A 16,889-nucleotide genomic window follows, 5' to 3' on the forward strand; every position below is an offset into this window, starting at 1 on the left:
TGACTTACCGGTGTGAAGCGCACTGCCGCTGCGCAGCGCATAGCCTCCCGGCGGCATCGGCGGCATCGGCGGCATCGGCGGCTTGCACGCAGCGCGTCGCCGCTGCGGGCATAATCCGGCGGCATGATCATCCATTCGCTGCTCGACACCGACCTGTACAAATTCACCATGATGCAGGCGGTGCTGCACCAGCACCCGGCCGCACAGGTCGAGTACCGCTTCAAGTGCCGCACGCCCGGCGTGGACCTGGCGCAGTTCATCGATGAGATCTCGCGCGAGATCGACGCGCTGTGCCGGCTGCGCCTGCGCGCGGACGAGGTGGACTATCTGCGCAGCCTGCGCTTCATCAAACCGGACGTTGCCGACTTCCTGGCGCTGTTCCATCTGGACCGCAAGTATCTGCAGCTGTCGGCATCGACCACCCATCCGGGCGAGATCGAGCTGACCATCGGCGGCCCATGGCTGCACACCATCCTGTTCGAAGTGCCGTTGCTGGCGATCATCAACGAGGTGTGGTTCCGCAACACCTCCGAGCCGGATTACGAAGAAGGCCGCAGCCGTTTGCGCACCAAGGTGAGCCGCCTGCGCAACATGCCGGCCGGCTGCAAGATCGCCGATTACGGCACCCGGCGGCGCTATTCGCGGCACTGGCATGGCGAGCTGTTGCCGTTGCTGCGCGACGGGCTGGGCGAGCAGTTCGTGGGCACCAGCAATGTGTACTTCGCCAAGCATTACGGGCTGACTCCGCTCGGCACGATGGCGCACGAATACCTGCAGGCATTCCAGGCGCTGGGGCCGCGGCTGCGCGATTCCCAGGTGGCCGCGCTGGAGTCGTGGGCGCGCGAATACCGCGGCGACCTGGGCATTGCGCTGTCGGACATCGTGGGGCTGGATGCGTTTCTGCGCGATTTCGACCTGTATTTCTGCAAGCTGTTCGACGGCATGCGCCACGATTCCGGCGACCCGTTCGAGTGGGGAGAGCGGGTGATTGCGCACCTGGAAGCCCATCGCATCGATCCCAGGACCAAGGTGCTGGTTTTCAGCGATGGCCTCAACATCGACAAGGTGATGCAGCTGTACCAGCACTTCCACACCCGCTGCCGGCTGGCGTTCGGTGTCGGCACCAGCCTGACCAACGACCTGGGGCCGACGCCGCTGCAGATCGTGATCAAGATGGTCCGCTGCAACGGCCAGCCGGTGGCCAAGCTGAGCGATTCGCCCGGTAAGAGCATGTGCGAGGACGCCGGCTACCTGCGCTATCTGCGCGATGTGTTCGGCCTGCCGCCGATCCCGGAAGGCGCCTGACCCGCGACGGCGGCAATCGACGTGGGCCGGCAGTAACTGCCGAAACGTATCGGCAGCTGTCAGGGAATGCCCGGAAAAGTGAGATGCATCTCTCAATCGCCTGTTGGCAGACGTTAACATTGGCATCACGCTTGCATCACTTTTGCTGCATGCGTCCTATGCGACTTCCCTCCCTCGCCAAGCCGGTCGAATGCCCGTACCCGATCCATTGTCGCTCTACCGCACCCGCAGCTGCTCCCGCCAGTGGCTGGGCTTTGTGCGGGCGATGGCCGAGGAGTTCGGTGCCGAGTTGCCCGAGCATGATCTGGCCACCCTGATGGCGCGTATCGGCCGCCGCTTCGCGCGTGAACACCGGCTTGCGCCCTGCACCACGCTGGAAGAAGTGCAACAGGCCGCCAATACGATCTGGGACGGCTGCGACTGGGGCCAGTGCGCAATGGACGAACATGCCGACCATGTGCAGATTCGCCACTGCGGTGCGCCGTTGGGCGTGGCCCTGGCTGGTGCGGCATGGAGCGACGGATTTTTGCAGGGTGTGTATGACGGATGGTTCCAGCAATTGGGGATGCTGGCAGGCCTGGCGGTGCAGACTGTTGCAGGGGAGACGGTCGATTTGCGTCAGTTCGTACTGGCGCGGACGGCATGAGCATGTGTGATCGGGCAAGGGGACTGTGATGGCACCGAAAGACACCAAGAATGCACCTGGACACGACGATGTCTCGGGCCTGTTCGCGCGTTTGGGGACGCAGGCAAGCGAGGGCTATCACGACTTCGCCTACACCCAGCTGCCGCCACGCAAGCCCGGTGCGGCGCCGGCCGATGCGCCTGCATCGTCTGAGGCGGCACCGCCCGCGCCGGACACGATGACGACGGCTCCGCCGGCACCGGCGCCACGTGCGACCGCTGTGCAGGCGCCGCGTGCGGCGCCCGCCGCCGCGCCCGCCGACGAACCTGCCGACGAACCTGCCGAGCTGGCGCCTGCCGATGCGCTGGCGCCGTTGCGCAAGCTGCGCCAGCTCGACGAGTCCGGCCCGCGTGGCCTGCCAACGCCCGAGCGGGCGGCGCATACGCCGCTGGAGCGCCTGTTCCAGCGCCTGCTGCAGGCCGACGTGCGCGCCTCGGCGCATAGCCCGCTCAAGCGGCTGCGCTCGCGTTGATTCCAGTTGCAGCGTGATCCCCGGCAGGCGCCAGCGCGCGCTTGCCAGTTTCCGTTTTGCCGCATGCCGCCACGCCTGAAAGGAGTTGCCCGATGACCGCTGCCAGTGTCCGTTCCGCATCACCGCTGCCTAGGCTGGCGACCTGGGCGCTGTGGTTGCTGGGTGCGTTGCTGCTGGTGTTCGTGGTGGCCGTGCCGATGGACGTGAACCAGCAGCTGGTGTTCTCCGGCGTGCTGTTCGCCGTGGCGCTGGCGGTGCGCACCCGCGGCGGGCGGGTGGTCATCCTGATGATGATGGGCATGTCGCTGGCGGTGTCGTGCCGCTACATCTGGTGGCGCATGACCCAGACCATGGGCGTGGGCAGCGCGGTGGATTTCATTCTTGGCCTGGGCCTGCTCGGCGCCGAGCTGTATGCCTTCGTGATCCTGGTGCTGGGCTATTTCCAGGTGCTGTGGCCGCTCAACCGCAAGCCGGTGCCGTTGCCTGCCGACCAGAGCCTGTGGCCGAGCGTGGATGTCTTCATTCCCACCTACAACGAGCCGCTGTCGGTGGTGCGCACCACCGTGCTGGCCGCCAGCGTGATCGATTGGCCGGCCGGCAAGATCACCATCCACCTGCTCGACGATGGCCGCCGCGACGAGTTCCGCGAGTTCTGCGCCGAGGTCGGCATCAATTACGTCACCCGCACCAACAATGCGCACGCCAAGGCCGGCAACATCAACGCGGCGTTGAAGAAGTGCAGCGGCGAGTACGTGGCGATCTTCGATTGCGACCACATTCCCACCCGCAGTTTCCTGCAGGTGGCGATGGGCTGGTTCCTGCGCGACACCAAGCTGGCGCTGGTGCAGATGCCGCACTATTTCTTCTCGCCGGATCCGTTCGAGCGCAACCTGGATACCCACGGCAAGGTGCCCAACGAAGGCGAGCTGTTCTACGGCCTGCTGCAGGATGGCAACGACCAGTGGAATGCCACGTTCTTCTGTGGCTCGTGCGCGGTGATCAAGCGCACCGCATTGCAGGAAGTGGGCGGGGTGGCAGTGGAAACCGTCACCGAAGATGCGCACACCGCGCTCAAGCTGCAGCGCCGCGGTTATCGCACCGCGTACCTGGCGGTGCCGCAGGCCGCAGGGCTGGCGACCGAAAGCCTGTCGGGCCACGTGGCGCAGCGCATCCGCTGGGCACGCGGCATGGCGCAGATCGCGCGCATCGACAACCCCTTGCTCGGCCGCGGGCTCAGGCTCTCGCAGCGGCTGTGCTATCTCAACGCGATGCTGCACTTCTTCTACGGGCTGCCGCGCATCATCTACCTTACCGCGCCGCTGGCCTACCTGTTCTTCGGCGCGCACGTGATCCAGGCCTCGGCGTTGATGATCCTGGCCTATGCGCTGCCGCACATCCTGCAGGCCAACCTGACCAATCTGCGCGTGCAAAGCCGGTTCCGGCATCTGCTGTGGAACGAGGTCTACGAGACCACGCTGGCCTGGTACATCTTCCGCCCGACGCTGGTGGCGCTGATCAACCCCAAGCTGGGCAAGTTCAACGTGACCCCGAAGGGCGGCCTGGTGGCGCGCAGCTATTTCGACGCGCAGATCGCCAAGCCCTACCTGTTCCTGCTGCTGCTCAACGTGGTGGGCGTGGTGGCCGGCGTGCTGCGGCTGATCTATGTGGGCGGCAGCGGCGAGCAGCAGACGATCTGGTTCAACCTGGCCTGGACGCTGTACAACATGGTGCTGCTGGGCGCCACGATCGCCACTGCCAGCGAAACCCGCCAGGTGCGCAGCGCGCACCGCGTGCCGCTGGATATCCCGGTCAACCTGTACCTGCCCGATGGCCACGTGCTGGCCAGCCGCTCGCTGAATTTTTCCACCGGCGGCATGGCGATCACGCTCGATCAGCCGCAGCCGATCGAACCCGGCCTGCCGATCCAGGTCGGCCTGAGCCATCGTGGCATCGAACAGACCCTGCCGGCGGTGGTGCGCCAGGATCGCGATGGCCAGGTCAGCATCCAGTTCACGCAGATGTCCATGGAACAGGAACGCTGGCTGGTGGCGTCCACCTTCGCGCGCGCCGATATCTGGCTCTCGCAATGGGGCCAGCACGACCACGATGCGTTCTGGCGCTCCATGGGCCAGGTGCTGGAAGCCAGTGCGCGCGGATTCGGGCGGCTGGGCCGGCATATGGTGGACAGTGCGCGGCAGGGCTTTCGCCCGTCGCGCCCGGTGGATCTGGAGTCGTGAGTGTGATGCGTGCTGTGTCCCTTTCCCTTGCCAAGAAGCGATTGATGCGAATGTCCCCCGCCGTGTTGACCTGCGCGCTCACCCTCCTGGCCGGTCTGGCACAGGCGCAGCAGGCCGCGCCGACGGCGCCCGCAGCCGATGCGCAGGCCGCCGCGGCCGCCGCGCCCGAGGCGCCGCTGCCGGCCGGCAGCGCGCGCGCGGCCACGCTGCGCGATCTGGGCATCGATTACGAAATCACCTTGCGCGGCGTGCAGGGCAGTGCCGGCGTGCCCTTCAGCGTGCGCAGCGACGAGATCGTCACCGCCGCCACGCTCAATCTCAAATACAGCTATTCGCCCTCGTTGCTGCCGGACCTGTCGCACGTCAAGGTCACCATCAACGGCGTCACCGTGGCCACCTTGCCCACCGACAAGGCCAACGCCGGCAAGCTGCTCTCGGCCGACCTGCCGATCGACCCGCGCCTGATCACCGACTACAACCAGCTCAATCTGCAGCTGATCGGCCACTACACGCGCGAATGCGAAGATCCCGACCACAGCAGCCTGTGGGCGAACGTGGATGCGGCCACCAGCTTGTCGCTGACCACCACGCCGCTGGCGCTGGCCAACACCCTGGCGCTGTTGCCGGTGCCGTTCTTCGACGTACGCGACACGCGCCGTCTGGAGCTGCCGTTCTACTTCCCGCAGCAGCCGGACATGGCCACGCTGCAGGCGGCCGGCACGGTGGCCTCGTGGTTCGGCACGCTGGCCGGGTATCGCGGCGCGGTGTTCCCGGCATCGACCACGGCGCTGCCGGCCAGCGGCAATGCGGTGGTGTTCGCCACCCCGGCCACCTTGCCGGCGCAGTTCGCCACCGCCGACAGCGGCGTGGCCGATATCCGCGGCCCCACCGTGGCGGTGGTGGTCAACCCCACCGATCCCAACGGCAAGCTGCTGCTGTTACTCGGACGCAACACCGAGGAACTGCAGCGCGCCGCCGCCGCACTGGCGCTGCGTGCGCCGTTGACCGGCGCGGTGGCCCGGATCGGCGAGATGTCCGCGCCGGCGCCGCGCCAGCCCTACGACGCGCCCAAGTGGGTGTCCAGCGAGCGCCCGGTCCGCTTCGGCGACCTGGTCACCCAACCTGGTGCGCTGAATGTCACCGGCTACCACCCGGATCTGATCCGGGTCGGCCTGCAGCTGCCGCCGGACCTGTTCGTGTGGGAGCGCGACGGCATTCCGGTGGCGCTGAAATACCGCTACACGGTGCCGGAGGTGGACAACAAGTCCGCGCTCAACGTCAGCATCAACGAGTCGTTCGTGACCACGTTGCCGTTGACCGGGCGCCCGTTCGCCGAGTCCACCCCGATGCGCTGGTGGAACAGTCTGGGCGCGCGCGGCAGCATGCCGGTGCACCAGGACCTGACTTTGCCGGTGGGCGCGTTTTCGGCCAATAGCCAGCTGCGTTTCCATTTCTTCTTCGATCGCCCGCAGGGCGAGGCGTGCAAGAACACCTTCCCCGACGTGTCCGGCGCCATCGATGCCGATTCCACCATCGACCTGAGCGGTTTCCACCACTACATGGCGATGCCGAACCTGGCCGCGTTCGCAAACGCCGGCTATCCGTTCACGCGGCTGGCCGACCTGTCCGAATCGACCATCGTGCTGCCCAACAACCCGGGCGATCAGGATCTGGGCAACGTGCTGACCCTGCTCGGACGGTTCGGCGCGAGCACCGGCTACCCGGCGCTGCATGCGCAGATCATCGGCGCCAGCGCGGTGCAGCAGCACGCCGATCGCGATCTGCTGCTGCTCGGCAGCGCCGACTCGCAGCCGTTGTTCAAGCAGTGGCGCGCGCAGCTTCCCATTGGCCAGGACGGGCAGAGCCGGCGGATCGGTCTGACCGACTGGCTGTTCGAGAAACTGCCCGGCTTCCTGTCCTTCGACGCGCGCCGCACCGACCTGCCCACCACCACCGAGATCGCGCTGCAGCCGCAGCCGGACGACGTGCTGCTGATGGGCTTCGAATCACCGCTGACATCCGGCCGCAGCGTGGTGGCGTTCCAGACCGAAGACCCGGCCAACATGAGCCGCCTGTTCGATGCCTGGTTCGACCCGGCCTTGCTCAAGGACTTCCAGGGCAGCGTGGTATTGCTGCAGCAGAAGAAGGTCACCAGCCTGGTCGGCAACCAGACCTATTACGTGGGCCACCTGCCGCTGCCGACCTGGCTGCGCTGGTACTTCTCGCACCACCCGGTGTGGCTGGCGTTCACCGTGGTGCTGCTGGCGCTGTTGCTGGCCCTGGCCGCCCGCGTGCTGCTGCGCCGGCATACTGCAGAGCGACTCAACGAAGGACACGGCACATGAGCGCGCATCGCACCGGCAGTGCGATGACCCGCCGCCGCCTGCTGCGCGCCGGCGCGCTGGCCGGCCTGGCGGCGGTCCTGCCGGCGGGCGCCAAGCCGGCACCGGCGCAGTGCGGCAGCTGGCCGTTGTGGAATGCATTCGTGTCCAGGCACATCCAGCCCGATGGACGGGTGGTGGATTTTCTCAATGCCGATCAGCGTTCCACGTCCGAAGGCCAGTCGTATGCGCTGTTCTTCGCGCTGGTGGCCAACGACCAGGTGCTGTTCGACAAGCTGCTGGGCTGGACCCGGCACAACCTGAGCGGCGGTCGCCCGGACCTGAACCTGCCGGCCTGGCTGTGGGGCCGTGACGAGGGCGGCACCTGGCGGGTGCTCGACCCCAACACCGCCAGCGACGGCGAACTGTGGATCGCCTACGCCCTGCTGGAAGCGGGCCGGCTGTGGAACCGCCCCGGCTACGTCAAGGCCGGCCAGCAGATCCTGCAGCTGATGCGGGCGCAGGAAGTGGCCACGCTGCCCGGGCTCGGGCCGATGCTGTTGCCCGGCCGCAGCGGATTCGCGGACAAGGGCCGCTGGACGCTCAACCCCAGCTACCTGCCGATCCAGGTCCTGCGTCGCTGCGCCAGTGCCGATCCCAAGGGCCCATGGCCCGCCATTGCCGCCAACAGCGCGCGCGTGCTGCGCGACAGTGCGCCGGTGGGCTTCGCCCCGGACTGGACGGTATGGGACGGCACCAGCTTCAGCGCCGATCCCAAGCGCGGCAATGTCGGCAGCTATGACGCCATCCGCGTGTATCTGTGGGCCGGCATGCTCGATGCCGGCGAACCGCTGCGCACCAGATTGCTGCAGGACCTGTCCGGCCCGGCCGACCTGCTGGCAGCCGGCACCGGTTTTGCCGAAAAGATCGACACCGCACGCGGCGTGGGCACCGGCCCGGTGCCGGTGGGATTTTCCGCTGCGCTGCTGCCGTACCTGAGTGCCCTGGGCCGGCCCGCATTGCTCAAGGCGCAGGCGCAGCGCATTCCCGCCGCCGCCCAGCCTGCGGCCGCCGCCCTGCCGTACTACGAACGCACGCTGGCCCTGTTTGGACAGGGCTGGCTTGAGAACCGCTACCGCTTTGCCGCAGACGGGCGCCTGCTGCCCGCCTGGAGAACGCCTGCATGCTCCGCAAAAACCTGACCCCGCTCTACCTCGCCGGCATGATCGACCTGTGCCTGCTCGCCTGCCCGGCGCATGCGCAGACCAGTGCCACCCAGCAACTGGTCGGGCAGGGCAATTACTGGCATGACCAGGGCCGCGACGACCTGGCCGCCGATACCTGGAAGAAGCTGCTCGGCATCGACCCGGACCAGCCCGATGCCTTGCTCGGCCTGGCCCAGATCGATCTGGCGCAGGGGCGCCAGTCCGAAGCGCGCAAGCGCCTGCAGCAACTCGAAGCGGCCCACCCGCAGTCGCCGCAGGCCCAGCGCCTGCGCGTGGCGATCGGCGCGCGCGGCAGCGCCACCGCCGGGGAAGCCCCCAATCTGCGCAACGCGCGCCGCGCTTCTGCCGCCGGACGGTATGTAGAAGCTGCCCGCAGCTACGAGGCCGTGTTCGCCGGCAAGGCACCGCCGCCGACACTGGCGCTGGAGTACTACCAGTCGCTGGCCGGCACGCCCACCGGCTGGGAGCGCGCCCGCGACGGCCTGCGCAAGCTGCAGGCCAGCGAGCCGGCCAACCTGTCGCTGCAACTGGCCCTGGCCCAGGTGCTGAGCTACCGCGAACCCACCCGCCGCGAAGGTATCGCGCAGCTGCGCACGCTGGCCCAGCGCGCCGACGTTGGCGGCCCGGCGCGCATCAGCTGGCGCCAGGCCTTGCTGTGGCTCAACGCCACTACCGCCGACGCACCGCTTTACCAGGCGTTTCTGGCCGGCACCCCGAACGATGCGGACGTCACCGCCAAACTCGGCCAGCTGAGCAACCGCCGCAGCGCCGAGGCCACGCCCGCCGATCCCAACGGCATCGCGCTCGGCGAAGGCTTCCGCGCGCTCAATGCCGGCAACCTGGGCGTGGCCGAACAGCGCTTCACCCAGGTGCTGCGCGCGCGCGCGCGCGACCCCGAGGCACTGGGTGGGCTGGGCTCGGTGCGCCTGCGCCAGCAACGGTTTTCCGAGGCGCAGGAGTTGCTGCGCCCGGCGGCGGCCAGCAATGGCAAATGGAAACCCGCGCTGGACAGCGCGCGTTATTGGCAGCAGCTGCAGCAGGCCGAGGCCGCGCGCGCGCGCGGCGATGCGGCGCAGGCACGCCAGCTGGTGGAACAATCGGTGCAGTTGCTGCCCAACGAGCCGGCCGGGCACGTGGCGCTGGGCGGATTGCAGGCCGCAGGCGACCCGGTCGCCGCCGAAGCCAGCTATCGCAAGGCGCTGTCGCGCGATGCCGACAATGCCGGCGCGCTGCAGGGCCTGGTGGGCCTGTACAGCCGCCAGGGCCGCATGCAGGAAGCCACCGAACTCTTCAACCGCCTGCCGGCCGCCGAACGCGCCAAGTCCGGTGGACAGGCCTTGCTGCGCTCGAACGTGCAGCGTGCGCGTGCCCGCCAGTCGCTGGACGCCGGCGATGCGGTCAGCGCGCAGGCCGAGCTGGAAGCGGCCATGGTCGAACGCCCCGGCGATGCCTGGATCCGCCTGGATCTGGCGCGCCTGTACCAACAGGCCGGCCGCCCCGACCAGGCGCGCAGCGTCATGGACGGCCTGCTCGCCGCACATGCCGACCAACCCGAGGCGCTGCATGCCAATGCCTTGTTCGCGCAGGAAAGCGGCGACTGGCAGGGCGCCTACGACAGCCTCGATCGTATTCCCACTGCCGCGCGCACGCCGGAGATGACCCAGCTGCGCACCACCGCCTGGATCGAATCGCAGGCGCGCCAGGCACGCGGATTGGTACAGCAGGGCCGGGTGGGCGAAGCGCAGCAACTGCTGGCGCGCACCGAAACCGCGCTCGGCACTCAGCTCGACGATCCGCAACTGCTGGCCGCGCTGGCTGGCGCGCATGCCGACGCCGGCAACACCCAGCGCGCGCTGGTGCTGGCCCAGCGGCTGGTCACCGGCGCCAATCCGCGCACCGAAGACCGCCTGCAATACGCCGGCGTGCTGCTGCGCGCGCAGCAGGACGCCGAGCTGTCGGCGGTGTTGCGCCAGCTGCAATCCACCACCATGACGCCGGAACAATTGCGCCGCTATCAGACCCTGCGCAGCGCCTACACGCTGCGCCAGGTGGATGCCTTGCGCGAGCTTGGCAATCTGGAAGGCGCCTACGACGCGCTGTCGCCGATCCTGGCGCAGCAGCCGGACAACCGCGACGCGCAGGCCGCGCTGGCCCGGCTGTATGCCGCGGCCGGTGATCAGCGTCAGGCGCTGGCGCTCTACCAGCAGATCCTGCAGCGCCATCCCGACCACCTGGACACGCTCACTGCCGCCGCCAACAGCGCCGCCGCGCAGTCGGATCTGCGCAATGCCGAGCGTTATCTGCAGCGCGCGCTGGCGCAGGCGCCGGAGTCGCCGGACGTGCTGGCCGCGGCCGGCCGGGCGTATCGCAGCGCCGGCAAGAACCGCAAGGCCGAGCAGTATTTCCGCGCCTCGCTGGCCGCCCAGCAGCGCCAGGCCGGCCAGCTCGACAACGGCCTGCCGTCCGCGCGCGGTCTGTCTGCGGTTGCGTCCTCCAGCCGCCCGCTCAATCCGTTTTCCGGCATGACCGGCGGCATGCGCTCGCCAGCGGTGTTGTCCAAGCGCATGGACGCGGGTAGCGCCTATGGCGACGTGGCGGTTGCACCGGTGGCAGCGTCGCCGGACTCTGCACGATTCGCCGCTGCCGCACCGATTGGGGCTGCCGACAATGGTGGCGATGCATTGCCGCCGCCGGTCAGCGCCAGCGCTGCGCCGGCCATGCTGCCGGTCTCCAGCGGCCGCATGCGCGGTTCGTCGCGCGGCGACGGGCTGCTTGCCGCGCGCGCGGTTGCGCCGATCGACGCGGACGCCGGGCCACGTCTGACCAAGCCCGCCGCACAGGCGTTGCCGCCGCTCGGCAGCGGCAACGCCGTGCTCGACGAACTGCGTGCGGTGCAGTCGGAAAACAGCGACAACCTCGCCGGCGGCGCGTTGTATCGCTCGCGCGATGGCGAAGACGGCCTGGGCCGCCTGGACGACATCGAAATGCCGGTGCAGGCCGAGTTCGCGGTCGGCGAAGGCAAGCTCGGCGTCACCCTGACCCCGACCATCGTCGATGCCGGCACCCTGACCACCGACTACGCCACCGCCAGCCGCTTCGGCAGCGGCCCGCAGACGGCGGTCGACGACGCGCTTGCCGCCGACCGCAGCCCGATCGACACGCTGGTCAATTCGTCGGTGTATCAACTGCTCGCCACCCAGGGCAACACCGCCGCCACGCGCGAACGCCTGCGCCGTTATGCCTTGAATACCGGCCTGTTCGGCGAGCTGCTCACCGAAAACAACAACAGCACGCCGGCGGCGTTGGCCGCGCTGGCCAACGAACCGCTGCCGGCGTACCTGCTCAGCGTCAACGCGTCCAACACGCCGATCGCGCAACTGGCGCGCGACATCCTCAGCAACACCGCCATCAGCGAACAGCTGGCCGCGGGCGACGGTGCCGCGTTGCAGGCATTGGCCGGCAGCTCCGCCGCCGCGCAGCAGACGCCCACCGGCCTGGCGGCCACGCTGAACAGCATGGCCGCCACCGGCAACGGTGCGCGCCGGCTCAGCCGGGACGACACCGGCGTGGGTGTCGGGGTGCGCTATCGCAACGGCGGTTTCAGCGCCGATGTGGGCAGCACGCCGATCGGATTCCAGGAGCAGAACATCGTCGGCGGGGTCGGCTATCGCGGCGAGCTCGGCGAGACGGTGAGCTGGTCGGCAGACGCCTCGCGGCGCGCAGTCACCGACAGCGTGCTGTCGTTCGCCGGCGCACAGGACGGCCGCAGCGGCCGCGAATGGGGCGGCGTCACCAGTAACGGTATCGTGCTCTCGGCCACTGCCGACAACGGCCTGCTCGGTGGCTACGCCAATCTCGCCGCACACCGCCTGACCGGCAACGACGTGGCCGACAACGACCACCGTCAGGCCGACCTGGGCTTCTACGTGCACGCGCTGGAAACCCGCAACCAGTCGCTGACCGCCGGCGTCAATCTGACCGCCATGCAGTACGACAAGAACCTCAGCGGCTTCACCTACGGGCACGGCGGTTACTTCAGCCCGCAGGAGTATATGGACCTTGGCTTCCCGGTGCATTGGAGCGGCCGCAGCGCCGGGCAGAGCGTCAACTGGAAGGTCGATGCCAGCATCGGCGTGCAGCATTTCAAGACCGATCCCACGCCGTATTTCCCCACCGACCCGACCCTGCAACAGGCCGCCTACGATGCCGCATCGCTGGCGGCGCTGCTCGGCCTGGTCGATCGCTACACCGATCCGGTGGACGCGGGCGAAAGCCGCACCGGGGTGTCCTACAACCTCAGTGGCGCGGCCGAGTGGCAGGTGGCACCGCAGTTGTTCCTGGGCGGGCGCATGACCTTCAACAACGCACGCGACTACAACCAGTTCAGCAGCAATCTCTATCTGCGTTTCGTGATGGATCGCCTGGGCGCCGCGCTGGGCCGCGCACCGCAGGTGCTGAACTCGCCGTACGCCGCCGATCGCTGAGGCGGCGGCACCGGCGGTTCGCTCTCGCAGCGGACAGTTGCCGCTGCATGGCGGGCCGGGCGATGCATGCCTGCGGCCTGCTGTGTGGGCGCGCGCCGGGCACGGTCGTGCATCGATCGTGAGAGCGGCGTACGCCGCACCGCCCCGCAGCGCATAAACGAACGGCGCCTCGCGGCGCCGTTCGCATCCCCATCACGTGGTGCAGGCGCGCCTTACGGGCGAACCTTGGTGGCACAGATGAAGGTCGCCGCCTGCTGCACGCGGCTGATCGCTCCCTGGTCTTCCAGTTCGCGCAGATGGTCGTTCATGCAGCTCAGGTAACCGAAGCGATTGCCTGCATTCTGCGTCTTGCACAGGCTGCTCTCGGCGGTGACATTGGCGCCGGCAATCAGACCGCCAGTCTCCACGGTCGGTACCAGCGTATTGCAGTTGCCCAGCCGGGTCAGGCCACGGTTCAGGGTCCAGCCGATATCGGCAAACATCGCCGGGGTTAGGTCGATGTTCAGATGCGCCTGCACTTCCGGCGTATCGAACGGCTCCATCAGCGCGTTCGGCTGCAGGTCGGTGTCGAAATGCGAGAACGTCGAGCCGCCGGCCACCACGCTGGGTGAATACAGCCGCGTGCGGCCCGCGGTGTCGGTGCCCTGTAACAGCTCGGGATCTTCGTACAACGCCGCCACCACTCCGGCGCTGCCCTTCAGCCTTGCGCCATCGGCCTGCGACACCATGATCGCCGGGATGGTGATGTCGGTGATCGGCGGCGCCGCATTGCCCATGGTCTGCACGCCGGCGGCGTTGTTGGCCACGATCACGCCTACCGCGCCATTGAGCTGGGCGTTCTTGACCTTGATGGCGAAGGCGCAGGTGCCGCGGTCGATCAGCGCCACCTTGCCGGCCACCTCGGCCGCGTTGACGAATGGGGTTTCGCAGCCATCGGTCGCCGATGCGGCGGCGACGCCGTCGTTGACGGTCACCACTGCGCGGGCGGGGAAATTGCCGGCGGTGGCCAGCGGGCCGAAGCTGGCAAAGCCCACCTCGAACTTGCCGGCGGCGGTGCTGGGCGCGGTGACCTGCAGCAAGGTGCGCGGATCCAGGATCAACGCCGCCTCGCGGTTGACGCGCGTGCCGGCCCATACCGTGCGGCCCGGCGTGCGCATCGCTTCGGCACGCAGGGCATTGGTCATGGTCGGGTCGTCGAAACGCTTGTTCTGCACGTTGTCGTAGGCCTGCGAGGTGTAGACGTCGGTCAGGCCGCTGCCCGAACCGAGCACACCAGTGGTCTTGTTGAGGAAGCCGGCAGCGCCCAGGCCGTGGCCGATCTCGTGCATCACCACGTTGAGGAAGTTGATCTGGCCCTCCGGCGTCTTGCCGTCCAGGCCCAGGTACCAGCCGGAGCCGGCCAGGCAGTCGTCCTTGCCCAGGTCGCCGTTGAACTGCGAGAACACGTCGGCCGGATCGGCCGGATCGGGCACCAGGTCCTGCCCGGCGATCGCATCGCCCAGCGCAGACGGATACAGCGTATTGGGCGTGGCGCCGGGGAAGTTGTTGACGATCCAGTTCGGGCCGGCCTGGCCCAGGGTGCCGCCGGTGGCGGTGCAGGTCAGCCGCGCGAACGAGGCATATACCTTGATTTCCACGTTGCTTTGCAGCACCGCGCCCCACAGGTCCATCGCGTACTGGTAGGCGATACGGCGCTGCTCGCCGACCGAACGCCCGGGGTTGCCGCCCAGCGGGGCAGCGGCAGTCGGGTCGTTCAAGCCGACCACGGTGCCGGCGTCGCCATTGATCAGCGTGACATTGGCAGCCGAGGCGTGCAGCGGCGCGAGCGCGGCGGCCACCGCCAGGGACAACAGCACCAAGGGCTTATTCATGCGGCAGCGCTCCGTGCTCGGCGTGGGCGGGTTGGGTGTCGGCGTCATCGCTGTGTTCGATGACGATGCGGCCGTCGGCCTGGCGGGTGGCAGTCAGCGAACTCATCTGGGTGGCCGGCAATTTGCGCGCCACGGTGCCGTTGGGCAGGCGACGCTCGGTGGCGCGTGCGGCCGCCTCGGTTTGCGGCATCGTGGTGCGGGTCGCGGCGCTGCGGGCAGCCGCGCCGGCCTGCTGGTCCAGTGCCGCGCTCTCGGCGTCGGTCAGCGGGCGCAGCTTGCCGGTGACAGGATCGATACCGACCTTGGAACTGGCGGCGACATCCTGCGCCCCGGCAAGCGCCGGCAGGCAGGCAACACACAGCACGCCGGACAGCATCCATCCGGGCTTGCGAAAGCTCATCATTGTTGGGGTTTCCTTGGGTCCAACTGCAGAAAGAACGCCGTGCGGGGTCCCGGCGTTCGGGAGAATCCTTCCGTTTTAGTCTGTTCATGACTGAATCATGAATCAGTGACCTGTGTCAATCTTTTGACAGGCCGAGCGTCTCAAGCGAAGTCGTGGCCTGAAAAAGTCAGCTTCGCGCTTGTGCTCGACGCCTTGTCTGCAGTCAGGGATTGATTTGGAGCCGGTTAGTCAGAAATCCGACGCGACGGAGGTGGGCAGCTGGTGTTCTTTCGGAACGGGTGCCGAGATGGGCGGATGCGGCGCAGGCGAAACTGCGCGGGTCGTGCAGCGGCACGTGGCGCGCCGGTCCGTGGTCCATGCGTTGCGTGCCCCGCCCGCGCTCGCGGCGCAGGCGCGGGCCAGCGCGCTGGAGGGGGCGTCGTCCATGTGGTGGTCATGACGGACAGGTCCGGCTTCCCGTCTTGGCGAGGCGGTCGGCAGATCGACGTGCCCGCAAGCCGCAGGCAGCCTGACGGGGAGTGCGAAGAGCGGCCCGGAACAGCTGCCCCGCCGAACGGAGCCGGTCCGTACGTATGCGCACGCGATCCATCCGCTCGTACACTGCGCGCCACGCGTCGCGGCGGGGTGGTCAGCGGTCACTGCTGCACGCGTGGTCCGTCGCCCCCTTCAGGTCATGCATGCACGCCGTCATCTACCACAACCCCGCCTGCGGCACGTCCCGCAACACCCTGGCGCTGATCCGGCATGTCGGCATCGAACCGCAGATCATCCACTGCCTGCAGCACCCGCCAAGCCTGCAGGTGTTGCGGCAGCTGATCGCCGATGCGGGTCTGTCGGTACGCGACGCGATCCGGCAGAAAGGCACGCCGTATCTGGAGCTGGGGCTGGACGATCCCGCACTGGATGACGCCGCCCTGCTGAGCGCGATGCTGGCGCATCCGGTGTTGATCAATCGCCCGTTCGTGCAGACGCCGCCGGGGACGCGGCTATGCCGCCCCTCCGAGCAGGTGCTGGCTGTATTGCCACCCGCCAGCAGCGCCTTCTTCAAGGAAGACGGGGAGCGCGTGCTGGACGACACCGGGCGGCCGCTCGGCGGCTGAACGCTGCGGCGTCGTGCAGGATGCCGCAGCGTGACGCGTATCGACGACGGCCACGCCCTGCTGTATGTGGTCGGGCGCGCCAGCGCTGCATGGCGCGTTTGTCCGGCGGCGATCCCGGGCAAGGCACTTGGCTGGTCTTGGCCTGGCGCAGGGCGCCTCGCTCACCTCGACGTACGCAACACGCCCTAAGATCGCGGCATCGTTTTTTCGAGAGCATCCGCATGATTCGCGAGATCATCCGCATGGGCGACAAGCGTCTGTTGCGCGTCGCACCTGCGGTCGCCAACCTCGGCAGCGACGAGCTGCAGGCGCTGGTGGCCGACATGTTCGAGACCATGGACGACGCGCGCGGCGTGGGCCTGGCGGCGCCGCAGATCGCGATGGACCTGCAATTGATGGTGTTCGGTTTCGAAGCCAGCGAGCGTTATCCCGAGGCGCCTGCGGTGCCGCGCACGGCCTTGGCCAATGCGCAGATCGAGCCGTTGTCGGACGAGATGGAAAACGGCTGGGAGGGCTGCCTGTCGATTCCCGGGCTGCGCGCAGTGATTCCGCGCTACCGTCGCATCCGTTACCGCGGCTTCGCACCCGACGGCACCCCGATCGATCGCGAGGCCGAAGGCTTTCATGCGCGCGTGGTACAGCACGAGTACGACCATCTGGTTGGACGCCTGTATCCCTCGCGCATCGAGAACTTCGATACCTTCGGCTTCGAAGACGTGCTGTCCTACGACCTGTAGGCCATCGGTGCCGCAGCTGCACCCGGATGTGACAAGGGCGCCTTGCGG

General features: G+C 68.3%; 11 protein-coding genes. 9 read left to right on the forward strand and 2 right to left on the reverse strand.

From position 1 onward, the window contains the following. The first annotated feature begins 123 nt into the window (after window positions 1–123). From pncB to XCSCFBP4642_RS0106080, 7 genes are all read left to right on the forward strand, one after another. Window positions 124–1,305 carry a nicotinate phosphoribosyltransferase gene (gene pncB / locus XCSCFBP4642_RS0106050; RefSeq protein ID WP_029219015.1) on the forward strand — a complete coding sequence of 394 codons (1,182 nt, stop codon included), beginning with the start codon at window positions 124–126 and terminating at the stop codon, window positions 1,303–1,305. Between the two features lie 190 nt (window positions 1,306–1,495). After that, entirely contained in the window at window positions 1,496–1,951 is a 456-nt protein-coding gene (bcsD, locus tag XCSCFBP4642_RS0106055; RefSeq protein WP_029219016.1) for a cellulose biosynthesis protein BcsD, read from the forward strand. Window positions 1,952–1,979: 28 nt separating this feature from the next. After that, on the forward strand, window positions 1,980–2,462 hold the full coding sequence (locus tag XCSCFBP4642_RS0106060) for a hypothetical protein (RefSeq protein ID WP_029219017.1): 483 nt from the start codon (window positions 1,980–1,982) through the stop codon (window positions 2,460–2,462). Window positions 2,463–2,554: 92 nt separating this feature from the next. Then, a complete protein-coding gene (gene bcsA / locus XCSCFBP4642_RS0106065; RefSeq protein WP_029219018.1) occupies window positions 2,555–4,699 on the forward strand; it encodes a UDP-forming cellulose synthase catalytic subunit in 2,145 nt (714 codons plus the stop codon). Between the two features lie 44 nt (window positions 4,700–4,743). Then, window positions 4,744–7,044: a cellulose biosynthesis cyclic di-GMP-binding regulatory protein BcsB gene (gene bcsB / locus XCSCFBP4642_RS0106070; RefSeq protein WP_029219019.1), complete on the forward strand. Its 2,301-nt coding sequence runs from the start codon at window positions 4,744–4,746 to the stop codon at window positions 7,042–7,044. Further along, the gene (gene bcsZ / locus XCSCFBP4642_RS0106075) at window positions 7,041–8,222 is read left to right on the forward strand and encodes a cellulose synthase complex periplasmic endoglucanase BcsZ (protein ID WP_029219020.1); all 1,182 of its coding nucleotides are present in this window, start codon (window positions 7,041–7,043) and stop codon (window positions 8,220–8,222) included. The genes bcsB and bcsZ overlap by 4 nt, the downstream gene beginning before the upstream one ends. After that, complete coding sequence (locus XCSCFBP4642_RS0106080) at window positions 8,204–12,730, forward strand: cellulose synthase subunit BcsC-related outer membrane protein (protein WP_029219021.1); 4,527 nt, start codon at window positions 8,204–8,206, stop codon at window positions 12,728–12,730. Before bcsZ ends, XCSCFBP4642_RS0106080 begins: the two co-directional genes overlap by 19 nt. Before the next feature lie 212 nt (window positions 12,731–12,942). On the opposite strand, the gene XCSCFBP4642_RS0106085 is transcribed toward XCSCFBP4642_RS0106080, so the two are convergent. Next, on the reverse strand, window positions 12,943–14,601 hold the full coding sequence (locus XCSCFBP4642_RS0106085; protein WP_029219022.1) for a PA domain-containing protein: 1,659 nt from the start codon (window positions 14,599–14,601) through the stop codon (window positions 12,943–12,945). After that, on the reverse strand, window positions 14,594–15,004 hold the full coding sequence (locus tag XCSCFBP4642_RS0106090) for a post-PEP-CTERM-1 domain-containing protein (protein WP_029219023.1): 411 nt from the start codon (window positions 15,002–15,004) through the stop codon (window positions 14,594–14,596). Before XCSCFBP4642_RS0106090 ends, XCSCFBP4642_RS0106085 begins: the two co-directional genes overlap by 8 nt. Before the next feature lie 677 nt (window positions 15,005–15,681). Between XCSCFBP4642_RS0106090 and arsC the strand changes: the two genes are divergently transcribed. Both arsC and def read left to right on the forward strand, forming a co-directional pair. After that, on the forward strand, window positions 15,682–16,104 hold the full coding sequence (arsC, locus tag XCSCFBP4642_RS0106095) for an arsenate reductase (glutaredoxin) (RefSeq protein ID WP_029219024.1): 423 nt from the start codon (window positions 15,682–15,684) through the stop codon (window positions 16,102–16,104). Window positions 16,105–16,325: 221 nt separating this feature from the next. After that, entirely contained in the window at window positions 16,326–16,841 is a 516-nt protein-coding gene (gene def, locus XCSCFBP4642_RS0106100; RefSeq protein WP_029219025.1) for a peptide deformylase, read from the forward strand. The last annotated feature ends 48 nt before the right edge of the window (window positions 16,842–16,889 follow it).

It is taken from the genome of Xanthomonas cassavae CFBP 4642 (genome assembly GCF_000454545.1).
In the GTDB taxonomy this organism is placed as follows: Bacteria; Pseudomonadota; Gammaproteobacteria; order Xanthomonadales; family Xanthomonadaceae; genus Xanthomonas; species Xanthomonas cassavae.